This window comes from Priestia sp. TRN 1309, assembly GCF_050846875.1.
In the GTDB taxonomy this organism is placed as follows: Bacteria; Bacillota; Bacilli; order Bacillales; family Bacillaceae_H; genus Priestia; species Priestia zanthoxyli.
In genome coordinates this window covers 282,590-303,653 of record NZ_JBOZGM010000004.1, presented here as the reverse complement: position 1 = coordinate 303,653, position 21,064 = coordinate 282,590, and the positions used below count along the sequence as shown (strand labels likewise).

The window sequence follows — 21,064 nt, the reverse complement described above, 5'->3', positions numbered from 1 at the left end:
TTGACCCTTTTCCTATTCAATCATTCATTTTAAAGAAATAATTAATGTCATTAAAAATATTTGAATAGCAAGGTGATAGTATGAGAATTGGTTTTTTTGATTGGGGAATAGGCGGAATATCAATATTAAATGAAGTAATAAAACATTTTCCTACAGAAGATTTTCTGTATTATGCTGATACACAAAATATCCCTTATGGAACCAAAACGAAAGATGAAGTATACAAACATGTCCAAACTGCAGTAGAAAATATTCTTCAAGAAGAAATTAAAGCACTTGTTATTGCTTGTAATACAGCTACTAGTATCCATCTTAATGAATTAAAATCTACTTATAATATCCCTATTATCGGAATAGACTCTGCTGTAGATCCTGCTATTAAACTAAGTAGTTCGTTGGATAAAAGAGTGCTTGTCTTTGGTACAGACTTAACCTTAAAAGAATTGAAATACAGAAAATTAGTTACCAAAATTGATAAGAAACTAATTGTTGACCTATTTCCCCTTCCAGAATTAGTGGAATTCTGTGAAGACTTAAACTTTAACTGGGATGAATTAAGTACGTATTTCAAAACAAAGCTAGAAGGGTTTGATTTAAATCAATATGGTACAGTTGCATTAGAATGTACTCATTTTCCTTATTATGAGCCTATATTAAGGGAATTTCTTCCCTCTCATATTCATCTTATTAGTGGTAGCAAAGGTACCGTAAAAAAGTTGTCTAATCTCCTTAAAAAAAAAGAATTACTAAGTGACAGTGGGAATAATGATATTTTGTTTCAATGCTCTAGTGTGGAGAACAACTATATGATGAAGATGGAAGGTGCATTAAATATACTGAAAAATGAATTAAATAAACCCAAAAGAGACTTGGAATCACCTTAAATAAAAGTGCTTTCAAGTCTCCTTTGGGAACAAATAGAAATAAAACAAGTTTAGCTGCCTTTTTAATACTAATCTCCGTTTTCTAGTCAATTTAAAAACATTCTATCTTTAATTTACGGGGGCAACTTAAGGCAGGACCATGTAAATCAAACATAATATGGAGGCAATAAGGTTTATTCACGTATAGTATCTAAGGATAACACTGTAATAAGTATATAAATTGTAAAAAGAAATGTTAATGATAACTCTATAGTAATGTTTAAATAATAAAGCATGTTCGTTATAAATGCTTTATTATTTACATACATTATAGAAAAAGTTCATATTTGTCGTCACTTAGAGTAAATAGTAAAACCTTAATAATAAATAAAATAATTTAGTGTTTACTTAACAAACAATGAAACAGAGACAAGGTCATCTTCTGTAAATATAGTGAATGACAACATTTGTTTTCAAAGATATATGTATATGAATCTACAAATCTGGACAGACTAATAACGTATTCCCCCTTTTCCAATAAATTTGAAAATCCTTTGCAGATTTGCAAAGGATTCTTTTTGTATATGTAAACTTTTCTTAAGGAGCAAAGCCTTGAAAACTAATAGCGAGATAGATACCAAATGAAAGAGTACATAAAGAAACAAAGTGCAATGTTAAAAAAGGAATTTTTTGTTTACCTCTAATAAAGAAAGAATAAATAAATCCTAAAATTGTTACTAGGGTTAAAATAGGCACAGTAATCTTAATTACAGTACCAAAAGCGTTTGCTGTGACAACTGATAAAAGAAAAAATCCAATTATAACTACATACAAAGTTATCGAAATGACTAAAGAGGCTATTGATACCTTTAAAGCATTTTTAAAGAATTTCCCCATCTAATTTCCTCCTATTTTTAGCACCGCATAGTCCTATAATATACAGCGAAAAGGGAAATAAACACCTTTTTCCCTCGGAGTACAATATGTTTCTAGTTAACATCATAACGTTAATTTAGGAAGTGTTTATTATTTATTCTTCATCATCTTTAGAGCGTTTTTTTATTAAAAAATAACCAAATGAAAAAGTTCCTAAAAAACATAAAAATATAACTGAACCAATTATTATACTATCAGTCAAACTATTATCAGATGTTACCTTTGTTAGTAAGCCAAAAATAACTCCGACAGCTACACAACATAGTACTAATAAGTAATAAGGCATTTTTCTAATTTTTTTCTCATTTTCATAGGAGTCAACAGAAATACTCAAGTTCAAATACCCTAATATAACACTAGTAAGTATCAAGACTAGCCATATAGGGTTGTTGGTAATATTATTGAATCCTTTCGTAATGCCGTCGTATATTACAATTCCCACAAGTGCCAAAGTTTGAAAAGCAAACGCAAAACGAATATTCTTTAAGTTTTTGATAACAAGTCTTTCGTCTGTTATTACTTTCATTTAAATCTCCTCCTGATCAATCCAAAAAATCTCATCTAAGGTTTTATTGACTGCATAACATATTTCTAAGCAAAGTTTTAATGTAGGATTATATTTTCCTTTTTCAATTAAACTAATGGTTTGACGAGTAACACCAACTTTTTCAGCTAATTGATACTGAGTTAAATCAGCCTGTACACGAAATATTTTTACATTATTTTTCAAAATAAACCAATTCCTTCCTAATTTAAGTGTAACATATACATTACATTATTCAATATATATATTACATTTCCCCCGAATTAAATTTATACAATCAGCATTACAGGAAACCAGAGAAGATTATAAATAATGCTTTTAATGAGATATAGAGGGTAAGTATAAAAATAGAACATATTTACAAATATCAGGAGGGAAAAGATGTTCAAATTACCTTCTTTTCAAATTATGGTGTTAATTACGCTTATGATAGCTTTTGTGAGCTGCGTGATACAAATTAGACTCTTATTAATTAAAGAGTCCGTAAACGATGAACCAGAAAAGATAAAAAGTAACAAAAAAAGAGTGTATATTAATATATTAGTTATCGTATTAATAGGTCTCCTTGCATTTGGAAGTACCTATTTAAGCTGAAAATTCTAGTTTTTTAGCATCTTGTAGTTAGTTAACACAATGCAAATTATCACTAGTAAAAATCTCCTTAAGAGGCCGTTTGTTTTAATATTTAGAGAACAAAATTAGTGGGAGGGATGTGTGCTGAAGAACAAAATATTACTTAAAACCGTAGCTGTTGCAATTTACGCTTACATTTTAACATTCATACTTGAACTTATTATCAATGAAAAATTAAGTAATACATTCAAAATTTCAATAAGTACAGGGATTTCTATAATGGCATATATACAAATGTATTATAAAAATATTAAAAACCAACAAAAAGATTAGCTGTATTATTTGCTATAATGTTTTTTTTCGGAAGAGTGAGCAATGCAAAATGCTGATTTTCATGTGTAAGTCTTTCGTATGTGTAAAAAAAAGGTAATAAACTCAATGAAAAGGTGGGGTTTTTATTAAGTTTTTACGTATTACCATAATAGCTTCTGTTTTATCTTTTATTGGTATTGTATTTAGAATAATTTATGGTCAAATAATTGGAGATAAAGATGTTCAGATAGAAAGTCTTATTGGACTTTTCATCGGTTTTTTTATTTCCATTTTTATAATCTACTATTTTAAAGATTATCGTAAAACAGACAAATAACTATACAAAATAAGGCTCAAAATACTTTTCATATGCTATTCATTTTTCTAGTTAACATAAAACCTACTCTAGGAACGAACCATAAAAAAGAACCCTTTAGTCAATCTCAGAATTGTTATAAGGGCCTTTTAAATTTATAAAAATCAAGAAAGTGCAAAAAATGGAGGATAGAAGATATTAATTTTATAATCCAAATTATTCTTTTTTAGTAATTAACGAAGTCGTCATTCCACCTATAAAAATTGTTGAACATGAAAAAAGAAACGTTTTAGGTCCTAATAAAGGAAGACCTGCTGTTATGATAAAACCATCTATAATTAAAATAACCATCCCTATGTTTAAAGAAAAAGCTTTTGATATAAGTTGTGCTAGTAAATCTGTTCCTCCAGTGCTTGTCTCATATCGAAGCATAAGACCAATCCCTGTCCCAATACACACTCCTCCAAGGATTACACTAGGAAAAACAGGCAGTTGAAACTGGTCTTTAATAGGTTCTAGCCAATCAATCAATAAAGAAGAAATAACTAAACCATAAAAACTATTATAAAAATAAGTTCTTTCATAAACCCAAGCAAACCAACATAATGGAAAACCCAAAATAATAATCATCACACCTGTAGGAAATTCAAAATAATAGTGAAGGATGAGAGCAATCCCAATTGTTCCTCCATCTAACAAATAATGAGGAACTAAAAATCCATTAATTCCTATACTTAACAATAAGCTTCCGACTAGAACAACCGGTATTTTCCGAATAATAATAATCACCTTTTTAGTCAATTTATTTCTTACTATATGTATATGCTTTAGCTAGCTGTCATGAATGTTTTTATCGGAAAAGCGCTTAGAATAAATTATTCTAAGCGCTTTTTAATTTTATAGATCAGGGAGGTTATAAAAAATACGGATTCAGAGCCGAAAGCATTCTGGTTACACTATATGTTTTCATTCTTTATCAGGCAACTTGTCTAAATTGAATACTTTTTTATCATTTGAGCAAACTACTCAAGATGTCTGAACGGCGTCTTCCACTGCAACCTTGTAAGAAAGAAAGCTGCCCTCCCTGGCAGCTTTCTTTCTTATCGATTATCTAGGAATAAAATTCATTAGTATAACCACACTATTCATGATGATTAAAGTCATCAATAAAAACATAGTTTGCACTAGAGAAAACTACTGCTAGTCCCAGTGGTTTTTTCTATTTGTAGGTAGTTTGCTTTTTATATGAATTAAAACACTGCAACTAGAACAAACTACCCAAGATGCCGTGAGGCATCTGCGAAAATCCTTACTACAATAGAGCAGAAAAACCTACTGAACTCTGTCCAGTAGGTTTTTCACTTTTTAAGTTATATAAGATATACACCCGTAGTTAACATAGAGCCTTTTTCCGGAACACACGCCAAAAAGACCCCCTTGCACCACAAGGGGGGAAGATAGGATAGATTTCGAATGTATGCAGCTTTTTACACATCTTTGATTTAACGTCATTTCGAGGTGAATGAAGAAATCATGTATAGAAAGCGCACCTTTTATCATATGCTCGTTCCTATAGAGATAGTCTTTATTGACTTTACAATGGATTTTTTCTTTGCTTCTTCCAATTGTGATAAAGGTACGAGTTACTTTACAAAAAAAGCGTGTGGTTTTATGGGCTAGACACGTATTTACTAGTTTCTATTCCACTTTTACGTCTATACCATAGTAAAAACAAACTGCCTATCAGACAAAGCAAAGATACTAATTGAGCTATTCTAATATGAGAAGTTAACATTAAGCTATCTGTACGTAACCCTTCCACAAAGAATCTGCCTATTGAATACCATGTCAGATATAAAAGGAACGTTTCTCCTCTTTTTAGAATCGTTCTTCTTAAGACAATTAATACGATAACACCAACTATATTCCATACAGACTCATATAAGAAGGTTGGGTGATAATAAGTTCCATCAATATACATTTGATTAATAATAAAATGAGGCAAGTGTATGGACTCTAAAAATTGACGAGTAACAGGTCCACCATGTGCTTCTTGGTTCATAAAATTTCCCCAACGGCCAATTGCTTGTCCCAATAATAAGCTAGGAGCTAAAACATCGGCCATTTTCCAAAAAGATAGATTCTTTTTTCTACAAAACCATATCGCTGTCAATACAGCGCCAATAATACCACCGTGAATTGCGATGCCACCGTGCCAAATTGCTATAATCTCACCTGGATTGTCTTTATAATAACTCCATTCAAAAATTACGTAATAAATTCGAGCTGTCAGTATAGCGATGGGTAAAGCTAGTAGGAGCAAATCTGAGATTGTTTCTGATGAGATACCTCGTTTCTTTCCTTCTCTAGACGCCAGCAAGAACCCTAAAAAAGCACCCAATCCTATGATGATGCCGTACCAATGGACAGGAATAGGGCCTAAGTGGAAGGCAATAGGATTTAGGGGATGTATGTGTTCAGGCATTTTTCTTCCTCCTTTAATTCAAACAAACTTATAAATTTTTCAGACTTACGCTAAATTAGAGTGCCTTTTTAGTATACCTATTAATGTAAATAAGGCGAAATCCTCACTTATAAAGAGTTATAACTTAAGGGTGTTCCTTCAACTAAACTTTTCTTCCAATATTCCTTTCACTAATCTAGCTTAACAGAATATTATCCTTACAATTGTAAAGATTAGAATAAGAAAAGAGAAATCTTCACATGAATGTATTCGTCTTGTTAAGTATTAGAGGTTTATGAAGTACCTCAAGGGGTATATTTAAACCAGTAAAGAAGGAGGAGATTAAATGTTTGATTACACGGTAGAAACATCGAAAAGCCTCGAAAAAACTATTCATTCTTTAGAAGAAAGCTTGAAAAGTGAAGGATTCGGTGTATTATGGAATTTTGATTTGACTGCAAAGCTACAAGAAAAAGGGCAGGATTTTAATACACCTTTTACTGTATTAGAAGTGTGCAATCCAAAAGAAGCCCAACGTGTTCTTTCTGAGAACCTTTTAGTAGGCTATTTCTTACCTTGTAAAATAGTTGTATATAAAGATGGAGAAGAAACAAAGATTGGCATGCCTAAGCCAACGGCCATGATTAGTATGCTTAACAACCATGAACTTCAAACGTTAGCAGAAGATATTGAAAAAAGGTTAATCAACTGTATTGATCAATCTGTATGAGTCTTTCCACAAGGTCGAATAAGAAATACGTAAGAAGAAAAGATATCTAAAAGGGTATCTTTTCTTCTTGTTTGGATATTCATGTTCTGATAAAAAAATTAAATTTAACGCTTGACTAGATACCCCTATAGGTATATTATTGGTTTGTAAACAAAATTACTTTTATTCATAAGGTGGTGCTTCAAATTAGTTATATAGCCATCATTTTATTGCTAATTGTTATCTTTATTGGATATCGACGTTATTATCCTGTTAAAGGTATTCTTTGTATAAATAAACATGAAATAAAAGAGGAAGATATTACGGTATTAGATATTCGTAATTATAACGAAACGACGTATGATAGTAGTATACAGATATTAAATATTCCGTATGCATATCTAAAACGCTTTTATTTAGAAATTCCAAAAGGTAAAATACACATAATAGCTGCAGATAGAGTAGAGCTAAACCTAGGAATACGTTTTTTAAGAAAAAGAGGATTTACCATTCAAAGCTACGAATTAGCATCATGTCCTTGTAAAAATAAATCTAAGAAGGGAATGTTAGGTTATGGAGTATAATCAACAGATTAAAAATCGTTTACGCCGAATTGAAGGTCAAATCAAAGGTGTATTAAGTATGATGGAACAAGGAAAAGATTGTAGAGATGTTGTTACTCAATTATCTGCTGCACGTAGTGCCATTGATCGTGCAATGGGCGTTGTTGTAAGTGAAAATCTAGAACATTGTGTTCGTGAAAGCATTCAGAATGGAGAAGAAACAAATAATTTAGTAAAAGAAGCTGTTACTTTATTAGTGAAGAGTCGCTAAAAGTACCCAGCAACTCATACAAATTAAGGTTGACGAATACTTTTAAGTATTGTAATATACCCCTATAGGTATAAAGTTAAAAAGTAATAAGACATTTATTAAAAAAGTTATTTTTTTAGTTTTAAATATACCCCTAAGGGTAATATATTAAGGAGGAACAACATGACTGAACAGAAGAAACGAACAACGATTGTATTATTTAGTGGTGATTACGATAAAGCAATGGCAGCTTATATTATTGCAAACGGGGCAGCTGCTTACGATCATGAAGTAACAATTTTTCACACATTTTGGGGATTAAATGCGTTACGTAAAGAAGAGTTAGTTCCTACTAAAAAAGGGTTTTTAGAAAAAATGTTTGGAAAAATGATGCCGCGCGGTGCAGATAAGATGGGATTATCTAAAATGAACTTTGCGGGTATGGGGCCAAAAATGATTAAAAATGTTATGAAGAAGCATAATGCATTATCGTTACCGCAATTAATTGAAATGGCTCAAGAACAGGATGTAAAATTAGTAGCCTGTACCATGACAATGGATCTTCTTGGTTTACAGGAAAAAGAATTGTTAGAGGGAATTGAATACGCAGGTGTGGCAGCTTATTTAGCAGACGCCGAGGATGGAAACGTCAACTTATTTATCTAAGATCTATTAAAAATTGGATAAATAAATGAAGGGTGGTTACTAAATACTATGGATAGCAGTACGTTAATCAACGTTTTAATGATTGCATTGGTTTTATGGTTTTTAGTTCGACGTTTTGTCCCTGCGAAAGGCATTAAACAAATTACTACTATGGAACTAAAATCAGAGTTAAAGAAAAAAGAGAAACAATTTGTCGACGTACGGACACCTCATGAGTATCGGACCAAGCATATTAAAGGGTTCAAAAACATTCCTTTATCCGAGCTTCCAAAACAAGCTAACCAATTATCAAAAGAAAAAGAAGTTTTGGTTATTTGTCAGAGTGGAATGAGAAGTATGAAGGCAAGTAAAATGTTGAAGAAACAAGGGTTTACATCTGTCACTAATATAAAAGGTGGCATGAGCACTTGGCGTTAATACGATAGGAGGCATAGTACTTTGAAAGTAATTTCACCACAAGAAGTAGAACAACTACTAGATAAAGAAAAACCTGTCAAAGTATTAGATGTACGTGAAGTAGAGGAAGTTAAAGTAGGTAAAATTGCAAATGCGTTGCATATTCCACTACCTTTATTAGAGTTCCGTATGCATGAGCTAGACAAATCAACAGAATACATTGTTGTATGTCGATCAGGAGGCAGAAGCTCAATGGCAACCCGCCTTCTTGAAAAACACGGGTATAACGTAACCAATATGAATGGTGGAATGATGGAGTGGAAGGGTTCAACGGTATAATTTTTTTGGGTTTTGATATACCCCCATTAGTATTAACTATAAGGAGGAAGAAATGATGGAAGCAAATGTTGTATTAGATGCAAAAGGATTAGCATGTCCAATGCCAATCGTCAGAACAAAGAAAAAAATGAATGAATTAGAAGCAGGTCAAGTGCTAGAAATTCAAGCAACGGATAAAGGCTCTACAGCAGATTTACAAGCATGGGCTAAAAGTACAGGACATGAGTATCTAGGAACGGAGACAGAAGGAGACGTACTTCACCACTTTCTCCGTAAGGGTGGGACCGGTGCTGAAGAGAAAGTAACGCCTCTTCCTGAAATTTCATTAGAGGAATTTAAAGAAAAAGTAGAAAATGATGAATCTCTTCACATTTTAGACGTGCGTGAAGTAGAGGAATATGAAGAAGCTCATATTCCAGGTGTTGTCCATATTCCTCTTGGTGAAGTTGAAAAACGCTTGGATGAATTAAATAAAGAAGATGAAATTTATATCATCTGCCATTCTGGAAGAAGAAGTGAAATGGCAGGACAAACGATGAAAAAGCAAGGATTCAAAAACTTAATCAATGTGGTTCCTGGTATGCGTGACTGGACAGGAAAAACAGAATAACAAACAATTTTAAGGAGGAAATAGAGATGAGTTCAAAAGTAGCGATTATCGCAGCAAATGGTGGATTATTTGATGCATATAAAGTCTTTAACATTGCCACTGCGGCAGCAGCAAGCGATCAAGAGGTATCAATTTTCTTTACGTTTGAAGGGTTAAATCTTATCCATAAAGAAGGTCATAAACACTTAGCTATGCCTGAAGGGAAAGAACACTTCGCCGAAGGTTTTCAAAAAGCAAATGTCCCTTCTATTCCAGAGCTTGTTGAAATGGCGCAAGAAATGGGTGTTAAATTCATTGGCTGTCAAATGACAATGGACGTGATGGGCTTAACAAAAGAGGATTTTGTAGATGGTATTGAAGTAGGCGGAGCCGTTACATTTTTAGACTTTGCCAAAGATGCAAATGTATCTTTAACGTTTTAATTTTAATTCATAAACATAGAGAAAAATATACTATAGGAGGTATTTTAATATGACTGTCCATGCACTTACTGCAAAAGAAGTTACACAAAAGATATTTAATAAAGAACCATTATTTATTTTAGATGTACGTAACGAAAGTGATTTTAGTGATTGGAAAATTGAAGGTCATTACTTTGATCATTTAAATGTTCCTTACTTTGATCTTTTAGATGGAGTAGAAGATATTTTAGAGAAAATTCCTTCTGATAAAGAAGTATTAGTTGTCTGTGCCAAAGAGGGTTCATCCGTGATGGTATCTGAGATGCTTTCAGAAGCTGGTCTTACGGTTTCCTACCTTAAAGGTGGTATGAAAGCATGGAGTGAACATTTAGAGCCTGTTAAAGTTGGCGATTTAAAAGATGGCGGGGAAATGTATCAATTTGTTCGTATCGGTAAAGGTTGTTTATCTTATATGGTTGTATCAAACGGTGAAGCTGCCATTATTGATGCAACACGTATGACGGACATTTTTATAGACTTTGCGGATGAAATTGGAGCTAAAATTACCCACGTGTTTGATACGCATCTCCATGCTGATCACATTTCAGGTGGAAGAATGATTGCTGAGAAAACAAATGCAACCTACTGGTTACCACCAAAGGATGCAGAAGAGGTAGTTTTTGATTACCAACCATTAGAAGAAGGCAATGATGTGGTCATCGGTCATACAACGATTTCGATTCAGCCTTTATATTCACCAGGTCATACCATTGGTTCAACTTCATTCATTGTTGATAACCAGTATTTACTTTCAGGTGATATTTTGTTCATTGATTCAATTGGACGTCCTGATTTAGCTGGTATGGCAGAAGACTGGGTAGGCGATTTACGAGAGACGCTTTATCAACGTTATAAAGCCCTATCAGATGAGTTAATTGTGTTGCCAGCTCACTTTATGATTATCGATGAATTAAATGACAATGGCAGTGTAGCTGAAAAATTAGGTACATTATTTGCGAAAAACCATGGATTAAATATTGAAGACGAAACAGAATTTAGACATGCAGTAACTGATAATTTACCACCACAACCAAATGCATATCAAGAGATTCGTGAAACAAACATGGGTAAAGTAAAGCCAGATGAAGAAAAGCAACGTGAAATGGAAATTGGACCAAATCGCTGTGCTATTCGTTAAGCTGTAAGAAAGAGATAAAACTGGATGATTTATATATTACGTAAACTGAGGAGAGATAAATATGAACGCAGATAAAATGTTAGACGCAAAAGGATTAGCATGTCCAATGCCAATCGTAAAAACAAAGAAAGCTATGAATGAGTTAGAATCAGGTCAAGTGTTAGAAATACATGCGACAGATAAAGGTGCTAAGAATGACCTAGCAGCTTGGGCTAAGTCCGGTGGTCACGAGCTTTTAGATCATGCTGACGAAGGCGACGTATTAAAGTTTTGGATTAAAAAAGGCTAATTAATGATGAGTGAAAAGGGTATCCATTTAAAAGGTGCCCTTTTCATTTGGAAAGGAGGAAACCCTAGTGGATATTACGTTTATAATCACTCTTTTCATCATTGGATTTTTTGGCTCTTTTATCTCTGGAATGATTGGTATCGGCGGATCCGTTATCAACTATCCTATGTTATTGTATATCCCGCCGTTAATAGGTACGATGGCATTAACCGCACATGAAGTTTCAGGTATTGGGGCTATACAAGTGTTTTTCGCGACAATTGGTGGCGTTTGGGCTTATCGTAAGAGTGGTTTCTTACACAAAAGTTTAATCATTTATATGGGAAGCAGTATACTAATCGGTAGCTTAATCGGAAGTTATCTATCTCACTTGATGTCTGAAAAAGGCATGAATTTTATTTATGGAATTTTAGCACTTATTGCGGTTGTCTTAATGTTCATTCCAAAAAAAGGTTTAGATGACGTAGCAGGCGAGAAAGTGACGTTTAATAAATGGTTAGCTTCTTTCTTAGCTTTTGTGATTGGGGGAGTAGCAGGAGTTTTAGGGGCAGGAGGAGCATTTGTTTTAGTTCCTATCATGCTGGTTGTATTAAAAATTCCAACCAGAATAACCATTGCCTCGTCTCTTGCGATTACATTTATTTCTTCAATTGGGGCAACTATTGGGAAAATCACCACAGGTCAGGTTCTTTTCCTTCCAGCCTTGATTCTTATTATCGCCAGTTTATTGGCTGCTCCACTAGGAGCAAAGGTAGGACAAAAGGTAAATACAAAGATCTTACAATGGATATTAGCTCTGTTGATTTTGGCTACAGCTATTAAAATTTGGATAGGTCTTCTCTGAGTAAAGTTGAAGCTAATTGTTATCTAAATAAAATCTTATATGATTTAGAATAATAAAAGAAAAGGAAAGACCAAAATCTAGAGGGGAGTTTTGGTCTTTCCTTTTTATTTTAAGACACTTTATCGCTCTCAATGAACGTCTCAAGTGCAGGATGAAATTCTTTTTGGTAATGGTTATCAGGACAAGACTTGATAACAGTAGCAGATAAAGCATTTGATTTCCTTGTATTCAATACCTTCTTGCATTTGGGGCATCGTTCCTTTAAAAGAATGTCCCATAATCTCATCAATTTCCACTCCTTTAAGAAATACCGTAAATTCTTATTGATTTAATGAGAATTATAAAGGGTTTAGGTAAAGTGGTCAATAGAAAAGGAAGCATAGAAGGGGAATTTTCCTGATATAGAGGCTGCTACTTGTGTGTTCATTTCCAAATATTAATATATACGGATACAGAAGGAGAGCATTATTCTCTTATATAAGTAAATAATAAAGAGATCAACTTACTGTTGATCTCTTTAAGCACATAATTTAAAGGTCAGTGTAAAAATATAAAAACCATACGGCGTGATTTTGTTCGTCTGCTGCAGCCCGTCGAAAGGCTTCTTTCGTATACACATCTTGTGCTTTATCTGAAATATCTAGATAGAAGTCTACCGTTTCTTGTTCATCTTCAATAGCAACTTGCAGCCCTTCTTTATAAGTGTTTGGACACTTTTCTGAAACGCTGGCTTCAAACTGTTTACCTGTTAGATTTGCATAAATTGTAGAGAATGTTTGATAATGCTTGATTTCGTCTTTTCTTATCTCCAGAATACGTTCACGCTCTTTTTTTGTGGGTGCAATCTTAGCTAGTTGCTCGTAACAGATAATAGCACCATACTCCCCATTAATAGCTTTTTCAATATCATTAATTAAAACGGGATCCACTCTCATATAACTATAGGTTGGAAATTGAGGATATGTCATGTCTACCTCCTTATTCGAATTAAAATCTACTATAGTGTATGTCGTAAAATCCTAAGAATAGAACCTTTTTAGCAGTTAATAAATTTACTAGATAAGTATAAAGTATTGAAAGAAAATATTATAAATAAACGTATAAATCTACATACCTCCAAGAGTAAAGTAGTAAAAAGTTCTAAATTCATCAAACTTTAACATAAAGGATAGAAAATAAAAGGATAAAAAAGGAGTGAAGAATAGTGAGATTTATTGTTGAAAATGAGGAGATAGTAACTGCAAAACATGCTTATAACGATTTAGTGATCTCTCCAAATCAAGAAAAGGGATTTCGTCCAGTAGATGTATTAACTTCAGCTATAGTTGGATGTGCTAGTTTAACGTTTAAAAAAATTACAGATAAGCAAAGAGTATATATTAAAAGTCTTAGTGTGGAAACTCAGGTCAAACGGGTTTTAGAAGAGGCAAACAGAATTAAAGAAATTAAGATCCAATTCATAGTAGAAGGAGCCAATTTATCAGAGGTGAAAATAAAGAAAGCCCTTGATTTAACCATGAAAAATTGTGGCATGATTCAATCAGTAAAAGAGGCAATTGAAATTATGCCTTCTTTTAGAATACTCCCTTCAGGAAGTGAACAATAAATTCCCACTAAAAACTGTACATACGTTAATTTGATGATAACCCTTGAAAAGGTGTGATTTTTTTACACCTTTTCCCTTTTGGACTTTTATATTCATATAGGGATAAAAGTTAAATAAAGATATTCATTTGGTCTCTTTTAAAATCTTCATTAAATCTTAATAAACGCCATTCAAAATAAGATTAATGATGAATAAAGAGGTGGAAAGATGGATCAAATACCGTTGTGGGTAGCATTAGGAGCCGGGTTATTTTCTTTTTTCTCTCCTTGTATTTTTCCTGTTTTGCCGGCCTGCCTGTCTCATTTAACTGGTGGAAATATTCAAAATCAAAAATTACAAGTTAATCAGAAGTTGTTATTACAGGGTTCAATAGCATTTGTTATTGGATTTAGTCTTGTATTTATAGTAATGGGAGCTTCAGCTACATTTATAGGACAACTATTCCGAATGAATCGTCAACTAATTGAATACATCAGTGGAGGTTTAATTATTCTTTTTGGTCTTCAAATGTTGGGTATATTTAAGCTTTCATTTTTGATGAAAGAAAAAAAATGGGATCATCAATTGCAAAAACCAACTAACTGGATATCGTCGATATTTCTTGGTGTTGCATTTGGCAGTGGATGGACCCCATGTGTAGGACTAACGTTATCATCAATTCTGCTTCTTGCAGGATCAAGCAGTACGTTCATTCAGGGGATGTTACTACTAAGTATCTACTCTTTAGGGATGGCTGTGCCTTTTTTATTCATCTCCTTTATGATGACAAAGTCTCTACGTATTATTCGTATTATTAATCAGTATTTAGGAAAACTTTCTATCCTAAACGGATCTATTATGATTGTATTAGGTATTTTAATGTTTACAGGTCAGCTGACAAAAATAAGTGCGTACTTTTCGCGGTTTACGATTTTTACATTTTAAAGCTAGAGAGGTTGAAGCAGATGAACTGGAAGCTAGGGTTAGTTGTGGTATTATGTACAGGAATTGGCCTCTTTCTATATAACGAGTATAAAGGATCCAATTCAACTAATTACTTAAATGGAAATAAACTTCATAATGAGCAAGCATCTACCGAATCAGCACCAAAAGGTGAAGTGGGGATCCTAGAAGGACAAAACGTCCCCAATATTCAACTAGAAACATTAGACGGAAAGGCCTTTAATTTGAAGGATTATCAAGGGAAAACAGTTATTTTAAACTTTTGGGCAACTTGGTGTCCACCGTGTAAAGCTGAAATGCCAGACATGCAAAAGTTCTACGAAGAACATAAGAATAAGAATGTAGAAATTATTGCAGTTAATTTGACGTCGGCTGAAAAGAATAAAGAGGATATAAAAAGATTTACCGACGAATATGGAATTACGTTTCCAGTACCTCTAGATAAGAGTGGAGAAATTTCTAATCAATTTAATGTTGTATCCATTCCCTCAAGCTATTTAATTGATGACAAAGGAGTAATTAGAAGGCATGTTGTTGGTCCAATGTCTTATAATTGGATGGTAGACGAAGTAAAGAAAGCTCAATAGCAGGTGAGAAATATGTTAAAAACCTTATTAATAGCAGAAGATGATCAAATGTTACAAAATTTAATGGCTATATATTTTAAGAAAGCAGGATTTCATGTGATAACATCATCTACCGGGAAAGAAGCTTTAGAAAAGTTTAAGGCAGAATCTCCTTGCTTTCTTGTTTTAGATTTAATGCTTCCTGAAATGTCTGGAGAAGAAGTGTGCCATCATATTAGAGAAGTTTACCAAAGTGATGTACCTATAATTATGGTAACTGCTAAGGTCCAGGAACGAGAACGCATTAGTGGTCTAAAAATGGGCGCAGACGACTACGTCACAAAACCATTTAGTCCAGAAGAATTAGTGGTACGCGCAGAGACTATATTACGAAGAGCAAATCACCATTGTCAAAAGATAAAAATGGGAAACCTTACGTTAAAGCCTAGAAAGCATGAGGTTTGGAACGGAGAAACCTTATTAAATCTAACAGCTTCAGAGTTTGCTATTTTAAAAGAGCTGATGCAGCATCCTGATCAAGTTTTATCTAGAGAACAATTGTTGTATACGCTGTATCCTCTTAATGAAAAAGTCATATATGAGAGGACAATTGACGTTCATGTGAAACATATTAGGGAAAAAATCGGCGATGAGTCACTAGTTAGCGTTCAAACAGTTAGAGGAGTTGGATATCGATTTGTTATTACAAATGAGACGGAATAAGAATAATATATGGAGAACTAGGCTATTCTGGGAGTTAACCATTCTTAATATGGTGGTCATCGGAATTGTAATTTGGGTTGCTGGTGTATCGGTAAAGGACTTTGCATGCTTTTTAGCAAATGAATTAAATATAGCCGGAAGAGAACGCCAAGCTTTTTTTCACCAAACAATGAATTTTTATCTACTACGTGCAAGTGTCATAGCAGTGTTGCTTGGGATTATTATTCATTATATATGGGTGAGAAGGATTATTGTGCCCATTCAAGCACTGTCCACTGCAATGAAGGAAATGGGTAATGGAAATGAAGTTACATCTATGCAGATTATTGCCCGAAATGAAGTAGGAGAATTAACTAATCATTTTAATACGTTACTTGAAAAAATAAAACGTGCTGAAACTTTAAGGAATGAAATGACAGCTGATTTAGCCCATGAGGTTCGAACTCCTCTTTCTAATTTAACAGGATATTTAGAAGCACTAAAAGATGAGGTCATAGCACCTAATAAGAAACTTTTACAATCCTTATATAGTGAGGCAGAACGACTCAAAAGAATGATTGAACAATTGCATCATCTTTCAGAAAAGAAATGGAGATATTACATGAACGATTATAAAACAAAGGCTGTAGATGTTGAAGCTATTGTTCATGAAGTTATAGATTTATATTACATAAAGTGTAAAAGTGAAAAGATTAGAATTGAAAAAGACATAGAAGATGCTTACTTTTTAGTTTCCTCAAACATGCTCAAGCAAGCTCTTAGCAATTTATTGGATAATGCTATTCAATATGCTGTAGAAGATACAGTTATTAGAGTGAAAGGACAAAAAAGAAAGAATCATTATTTATTATGTGTTGAAGGTAAAGGTCAAAAAATTCCTATAGAAGCGACAACAAAACTATTCGAGCGTTTTTATCGAATAGATCCCTCTAGAAATCGTGAATCTGGAGGTAGTGGATTAGGTCTTTCTATTGTGAAAAAACTCGTGGAAGATCAAGGAGGAAAAGTCTGGCTTGAAACTAATGAAATCTATCATCAGTTCTTTATCAGCTTTCCACTTAATAAAAATGTCAATGAACAACAACTGATTTAACACTAGAATTACAACAATATCTTTGAGTAGAATACCCTAAATAAGTTAACGTCAGTCTGAAATATTGTTGAACATATAATTTAGTAATCAAAAACATCCTTATAAAACCAAAAGGGACCTAGGTATAACTAGATCCCTTTTTGGTTTTTATTATCTATTGGCTAAATCTATGATTATATTTATTATGGTCTCATTTTTAATAGAGTAATTTGTTTCTATTAAATCTTATTGTTTTCTATCAAAATTAATTAAACCTTAACAATTCATCCATACAATAAAGAATTGTGATACATAATCATACGGTAACTAATTAAGGATTGCTTAGTTGAGTGTGATTATAAAATTAAGATAAAAATAGGAGGATTTTTTAATGTTAAAAACAACTCGTACAATGCGAAAGTATGTCATTTCTTCCGCATTGGTAGCATCTTTAGCTATGACACCAGTATTAACTCAAAATGCCTTTGCTTCAGCTAAATTGGCCCCTAAAGACGAAGGTTTACCTGCTGTTGAGAAAGATGTCTCTAAGGTCTCAAATACGACCATTCAATCGTTCTCTAACACTTCTACAGTTCGTAAAGGGGATGTGGGAGAACGGGTTAAAGATTTACAATCTAAATTAAGTAATAAAGGTTATTATAAATATAAAGTTGATGGCATTTTTGGTTCCCTCACAGAACAGGCAGTACGAAAACTTCAAGCAGATCATAAAATTTCTGTGGATGGAATTGTGGGTGCTGATACAATTAAAGCTTTATCACAAACAGGAAGCAATTCTATAAATAATGGGACAACTTCAAATTCTGCAGCAAAGCCAACTACTTCAACTACTTCACAAGTAACAGATAAACGAGCTGATGTAGTTGCTGCAGCAAAAAGTGTAATTGGAACACCTTATGTATGGGGAGGCACTACAAAAAACGGGCTTGATAGTAGTGGTTTTATTAACTATGTATTTGATCAGGTTGGAATTGATTTATCAAGAACTCATAGAGAAATGTGGAAAAATAATGGTGTACATGTAAAGTCACCACAGGTTGGAGACGTGGTGTTTTTTGAAGGAACATATAATGTACAAGGAGCTTCCCATAGTGCTGTTTATATTGGTAACAATTTAATGATCCACTCGGGCGATGCAGGTGTAGGGGTTGCTCATTTCGACAACCCTTACTGGAAAAAACACTACATAGGTGCGAAATCATTTATAAAGTAATGAATAATTAAATTCATCGATTTAGTCATTTATATTAATTTGAATGATAGTATGTTTAATGACGACTTTTAGGGTCAGTGAGAGTGGAAAAGGAAAAATAATAAAAGGAATGTTGATAAAGTCATCTAGACGATACAATCTACAACGCATTTGTTCAGCATAATCTAGGTTAAAAATGGTTGTATTAAATTGTTGCATTTCAAGAGATTTAAAGATGAAAATTATTAAATTTTTCAACTGTATCAAGCAGTCTTAAAGGCTATAAAAGCAGGGTTAAACCTGCTTTTTCTTTTATTCATGTAATCTTTAGAGAAGACATGGCGTTCATTCTAATGAAAGCCATGTTCTCCAAACCTAAACATATTTAGTTAACATAAACACTCTAACGGAACCCACGCAAAAAGAGAACCCTTCTGGGAGTAAGGGTTCGAAAGAGGTCTCAATTATGAGTTATGCAGCTTTTTATACATCCTTGATTTATCAACGTTTGGCCTCGGGCTGAGTGACAAATAGATGCATAAAAAGCGCACTCTTTATGCATATGCTTCACACCCAAAAAATAGCATTTTAAACCCCATTATGTTACACTTTAAGTCCAATAATTGTTCATCCCATATTGATGAACCCTTACTAAAGAGCAACCTCGCCATTGGTAGGCGAGGTTGCTCTTTTATTTTGTTTATTTTATCTAAAAGGTCAGTAAGATAAAAACATGAGGTAACAAGACATTTATGTAAGGTTAATGTTATACTATTGAAGCCCATTAATAATCCCCCTGAAATAAGTGCACCAGAGCAACATGTCAACTATACAAAAAACAAACAAACGACATTTTAAAGAACATGAAGAGTATTAATTAAAGTGTAAGGAAAAGAAATCTTTGGAGACGCTCATGAATTTATTGGTAAATCGAGAGTTTTTAATTACAGAGTTTTCTCAAGCGCGAATGATGAATTAGGTAAAGTGTAAATACTTTAGTCAAAATATCTTATTAACGCAATCTTTAAGGGTTAGTTATTATTGCTTCATAAAAAAGTACAATGTTTAAATTGGTTTTGCATATTTTAATGTTCTCCAATCGAAGTAATGCCCTCTGCGAATAAATCAAAGATGGGAGTTTTTAATTTAACATGAAAAAAGTTTCAATAGTGTTTTATATTTCAGTAGCCATATTGGCTCTTCTTGTTCTTGCGGGAGTTACAATGCCTGCAAAGCTTGAAGCTGTAACGAGTAGCCTGCAAAATTCTATTACGAATGCATTTGGCTGGTACTACTTAATTATTGTAACGTTGTTTGTTATCGTTTGTTTGTATTTATTAGTAAGCCCGATTGGTCGGATTAAGCTTGGGAAACAGGAGGACAAGCCTGAGTTTTCACGCCCAACCTGGCTTGCCATGCTCTTTAGTGCAGGAATGGGGATTGGATTAGTGTTCTATGGTACAGCTGAACCAATTAGTCACTATGCAATTAGCTCTCCAACAGGGGAAACTGGGACAGATCAAGCAATGAAAGATGCGATGAGATTCACTTTCTTTCATTGGGGCATTCATGCGTGGGCGATATATGGGATTATAGCTCTTTCATTAGCTTACTTTACCTTTAGAAAAGGCGAACGTAGCTTGATTAGCGCTACATTAAAACCGATTATTGGAAAACATGCAGAGGGATTCGTAGGAAAAATAATTGATATTATTGCCGTTATTGCAACAGTTATTGGTGTAGCAACGACTCTTGGGTTTGGTGCTGTCCAAATTAACGGAGGATTATCTTATTTATTTAACGTTCCTTCAAATCTTACGAGTCAATTCCTTATTATTTTAGTTGTTACTGTTTTATTTATAGTTTCAGCATTAACAGGTTTAGGAAAAGGGATTAAAATTCTTAGTAATGCTAATATGATCCTTGCATTTGTACTTTTCCTATTAACGTTTATATTAGGTCCGACTCTGTTTACTTTAGATTTATTTACAGATACAATTGGCTCTTATCTGCAAAACTTAATTAATATGAGTTTTCGTATAGCTCCACTTAATGAAGAACATCGCAGCTGGATCAATGGATGGACCATCTTTTATTGGGCATGGTGGATTGCATGGTCTCCGTTCGTAGGAATCTTTATCGCTCGAGTATCCAGAGGAAGAACTATTCGCGAATTCGTCGTATGCGTGTTACTAATTCCTTCTCTTATCGGCTTTATCTGGTTCTCTACGTTTGGTAGTGCAGGAATGCTGCTCGAACATGATGGGATTGCTTCTATTTCAAAGTTAGCAACGGAAGAATCACTCTTTGGTGTGTTCGCAAACTATCCAATGGGAACAGTATTATCAATCTTAGCTATTATCCTTGTTGCCACTTTCTTCATTACTTCAGCTGACTCAGGAACTTATGTTTTAGGAATGATGACAACGGATGGTTCGCAAAATCCAAGTAATAGCGTAAAGGTTATCTGGGGCGTTTTACTTACAGCTATAGCTCTTGTTCTTCTTTATTCTGGAGGACTACAGGCACTACAAAACACCATGATTATTGCTGCTCTTCCTTTTTCAATAGTCATGATTTTAATGACAATTAGTCTTCTTAAGGCTCTTAACAAAGAAGCTAAAGAATTTGGAATTGGAAAGCTAAAGAAACAAAAATAAGAACCTTTT

General features: G+C 33.4%; 26 protein-coding genes. 20 read left to right on the top strand and 6 right to left on the bottom strand.

Annotated elements, in window-relative coordinates; genetic code table 11:
• The first annotated feature begins 80 nt into the window (after window positions 1–80).
• A complete protein-coding gene (gene murI, locus ACRPLQ_RS17755) occupies window positions 81–884 on the top strand; it encodes a glutamate racemase (protein WP_165635798.1) in 804 nt (267 codons plus the stop codon).
• Window positions 885–1,460: 576 nt separating this feature from the next.
• Here murI and ACRPLQ_RS17750 read toward each other — a convergent pair.
• The 3 genes from ACRPLQ_RS17750 to ACRPLQ_RS17740 all read right to left on the bottom strand — a co-directional run bounded on the left by ACRPLQ_RS17750 (window position 1,461) and on the right by ACRPLQ_RS17740 (window position 2,529).
• Window positions 1,461–1,760 carry a hypothetical protein gene (locus tag ACRPLQ_RS17750; RefSeq protein ID WP_165635799.1) on the bottom strand — a complete coding sequence of 100 codons (300 nt, stop codon included), beginning with the start codon at window positions 1,758–1,760 and terminating at the stop codon, window positions 1,461–1,463.
• A 133-nt stretch (window positions 1,761–1,893) separates the two neighbouring features.
• Window positions 1,894–2,325, bottom strand: a complete 432-nt coding sequence (locus tag ACRPLQ_RS17745) for a branched-chain amino acid ABC transporter substrate-binding protein (protein ID WP_165635800.1) — start codon at window positions 2,323–2,325, stop codon at window positions 1,894–1,896.
• Window positions 2,326–2,529 (bottom strand): helix-turn-helix transcriptional regulator, encoded by a 204-nt coding sequence (locus ACRPLQ_RS17740; protein ID WP_165635801.1) that lies wholly within the window; start codon window positions 2,527–2,529, stop codon window positions 2,326–2,328.
• Between the two features lie 195 nt (window positions 2,530–2,724).
• On the opposite strand from ACRPLQ_RS17740, the gene ACRPLQ_RS17735 reads away from it, so the two are divergent.
• Window positions 2,725–2,937 (top strand): hypothetical protein, encoded by a 213-nt coding sequence (locus ACRPLQ_RS17735; protein ID WP_165635802.1) that lies wholly within the window; start codon window positions 2,725–2,727, stop codon window positions 2,935–2,937.
• Between the two features lie 823 nt (window positions 2,938–3,760).
• On the opposite strand, the gene ACRPLQ_RS17730 is transcribed toward ACRPLQ_RS17735, so the two are convergent.
• Together ACRPLQ_RS17730 and lgt are read right to left on the bottom strand one after the other, a co-directional pair.
• Window positions 3,761–4,345 (bottom strand): YitT family protein, encoded by a 585-nt coding sequence (locus ACRPLQ_RS17730; RefSeq protein ID WP_165635803.1) that lies wholly within the window; start codon window positions 4,343–4,345, stop codon window positions 3,761–3,763.
• 868 nt (window positions 4,346–5,213) lie between these two features.
• The gene (lgt, locus tag ACRPLQ_RS17725; RefSeq protein ID WP_165635804.1) at window positions 5,214–6,029 is read right to left on the bottom strand and encodes a prolipoprotein diacylglyceryl transferase; all 816 of its coding nucleotides are present in this window, start codon (window positions 6,027–6,029) and stop codon (window positions 5,214–5,216) included.
• 325 nt (window positions 6,030–6,354) lie between these two features.
• On the opposite strand from lgt, the gene ACRPLQ_RS17720 reads away from it, so the two are divergent.
• The 11 genes from ACRPLQ_RS17720 to ACRPLQ_RS17670 all read left to right on the top strand — a co-directional run bounded on the left by ACRPLQ_RS17720 (window position 6,355) and on the right by ACRPLQ_RS17670 (window position 12,273).
• The gene (locus ACRPLQ_RS17720) at window positions 6,355–6,738 is read left to right on the top strand and encodes a DUF302 domain-containing protein (protein ID WP_165635805.1); all 384 of its coding nucleotides are present in this window, start codon (window positions 6,355–6,357) and stop codon (window positions 6,736–6,738) included.
• Between the two features lie 215 nt (window positions 6,739–6,953).
• Window positions 6,954–7,301 (top strand): sulfurtransferase, encoded by a 348-nt coding sequence (locus tag ACRPLQ_RS17715; RefSeq protein WP_430078748.1) that lies wholly within the window; start codon window positions 6,954–6,956, stop codon window positions 7,299–7,301.
• Window positions 7,291–7,551 carry a metal-sensitive transcriptional regulator gene (locus ACRPLQ_RS17710; RefSeq protein ID WP_165635806.1) on the top strand — a complete coding sequence of 87 codons (261 nt, stop codon included), beginning with the start codon at window positions 7,291–7,293 and terminating at the stop codon, window positions 7,549–7,551. Before ACRPLQ_RS17715 ends, ACRPLQ_RS17710 begins: the two co-directional genes overlap by 11 nt.
• 162 nt (window positions 7,552–7,713) lie before the next feature.
• Window positions 7,714–8,196 carry a DsrE/DsrF/DrsH-like family protein gene (locus ACRPLQ_RS17705; protein WP_047934468.1) on the top strand — a complete coding sequence of 161 codons (483 nt, stop codon included), beginning with the start codon at window positions 7,714–7,716 and terminating at the stop codon, window positions 8,194–8,196.
• Window positions 8,197–8,244: 48 nt separating this feature from the next.
• Window positions 8,245–8,613, top strand: coding sequence for a rhodanese-like domain-containing protein (locus ACRPLQ_RS17700; protein ID WP_165635807.1), 369 nt, complete (start codon window positions 8,245–8,247; stop codon window positions 8,611–8,613).
• 21 nt (window positions 8,614–8,634) lie between these two features.
• Complete coding sequence (locus ACRPLQ_RS17695; protein WP_165635808.1) at window positions 8,635–8,931, top strand: rhodanese-like domain-containing protein; 297 nt, start codon at window positions 8,635–8,637, stop codon at window positions 8,929–8,931.
• 52 nt (window positions 8,932–8,983) lie between these two features.
• A complete protein-coding gene (locus ACRPLQ_RS17690) occupies window positions 8,984–9,541 on the top strand; it encodes a sulfurtransferase TusA family protein (RefSeq protein ID WP_165635809.1) in 558 nt (185 codons plus the stop codon).
• A gap of 26 nt (window positions 9,542–9,567) precedes the next feature.
• On the top strand, window positions 9,568–9,963 hold the full coding sequence (locus ACRPLQ_RS17685; protein ID WP_165635810.1) for a DsrE/DsrF/DrsH-like family protein: 396 nt from the start codon (window positions 9,568–9,570) through the stop codon (window positions 9,961–9,963).
• 49 nt (window positions 9,964–10,012) lie between these two features.
• Entirely contained in the window at window positions 10,013–11,140 is a 1,128-nt protein-coding gene (locus ACRPLQ_RS17680) for an MBL fold metallo-hydrolase (protein WP_432236195.1), read from the top strand.
• Window positions 11,141–11,201: 61 nt separating this feature from the next.
• Complete coding sequence (locus ACRPLQ_RS17675) at window positions 11,202–11,429, top strand: sulfurtransferase TusA family protein (protein WP_047934454.1); 228 nt, start codon at window positions 11,202–11,204, stop codon at window positions 11,427–11,429.
• Between the two features lie 67 nt (window positions 11,430–11,496).
• Entirely contained in the window at window positions 11,497–12,273 is a 777-nt protein-coding gene (locus tag ACRPLQ_RS17670; protein WP_165635812.1) for a sulfite exporter TauE/SafE family protein, read from the top strand.
• A gap of 530 nt (window positions 12,274–12,803) precedes the next feature.
• Here the strand turns inward: ACRPLQ_RS17670 and ACRPLQ_RS17665 are convergent.
• Window positions 12,804–13,241: a ferritin-like domain-containing protein gene (locus ACRPLQ_RS17665; protein ID WP_165635813.1), complete on the bottom strand. Its 438-nt coding sequence runs from the start codon at window positions 13,239–13,241 to the stop codon at window positions 12,804–12,806.
• A 236-nt stretch (window positions 13,242–13,477) separates the two neighbouring features.
• Here ACRPLQ_RS17665 and ACRPLQ_RS17660 point away from each other — a divergent pair, with 236 nt between their 5' ends.
• From ACRPLQ_RS17660 to ACRPLQ_RS17630, 7 genes are all read left to right on the top strand, one after another.
• On the top strand, window positions 13,478–13,879 hold the full coding sequence (locus tag ACRPLQ_RS17660; protein WP_165635814.1) for an OsmC family protein: 402 nt from the start codon (window positions 13,478–13,480) through the stop codon (window positions 13,877–13,879).
• A gap of 207 nt (window positions 13,880–14,086) precedes the next feature.
• Window positions 14,087–14,803: a cytochrome c biogenesis protein CcdA gene (locus ACRPLQ_RS17655; RefSeq protein WP_165635815.1), complete on the top strand. Its 717-nt coding sequence runs from the start codon at window positions 14,087–14,089 to the stop codon at window positions 14,801–14,803.
• Window positions 14,804–14,823: 20 nt separating this feature from the next.
• Window positions 14,824–15,408, top strand: a complete 585-nt coding sequence (locus tag ACRPLQ_RS17650; RefSeq protein ID WP_165635816.1) for a TlpA disulfide reductase family protein — start codon at window positions 14,824–14,826, stop codon at window positions 15,406–15,408.
• A 12-nt stretch (window positions 15,409–15,420) separates the two neighbouring features.
• On the top strand, window positions 15,421–16,110 hold the full coding sequence (locus ACRPLQ_RS17645; protein WP_165635817.1) for a response regulator transcription factor: 690 nt from the start codon (window positions 15,421–15,423) through the stop codon (window positions 16,108–16,110).
• A 49-nt stretch (window positions 16,111–16,159) separates the two neighbouring features.
• Window positions 16,160–17,203 carry a sensor histidine kinase gene (locus ACRPLQ_RS17640; RefSeq protein ID WP_165635818.1) on the top strand — a complete coding sequence of 348 codons (1,044 nt, stop codon included), beginning with the start codon at window positions 16,160–16,162 and terminating at the stop codon, window positions 17,201–17,203.
• A 370-nt stretch (window positions 17,204–17,573) separates the two neighbouring features.
• Window positions 17,574–18,416 (top strand): NlpC/P60 family protein, encoded by an 843-nt coding sequence (locus tag ACRPLQ_RS17635; RefSeq protein ID WP_165635819.1) that lies wholly within the window; start codon window positions 17,574–17,576, stop codon window positions 18,414–18,416.
• Window positions 18,417–19,546: 1,130 nt separating this feature from the next.
• On the top strand, window positions 19,547–21,055 hold the full coding sequence (locus ACRPLQ_RS17630; RefSeq protein WP_165635820.1) for a glycine betaine uptake BCCT transporter: 1,509 nt from the start codon (window positions 19,547–19,549) through the stop codon (window positions 21,053–21,055).
• The last annotated feature ends 9 nt before the right edge of the window (window positions 21,056–21,064 follow it).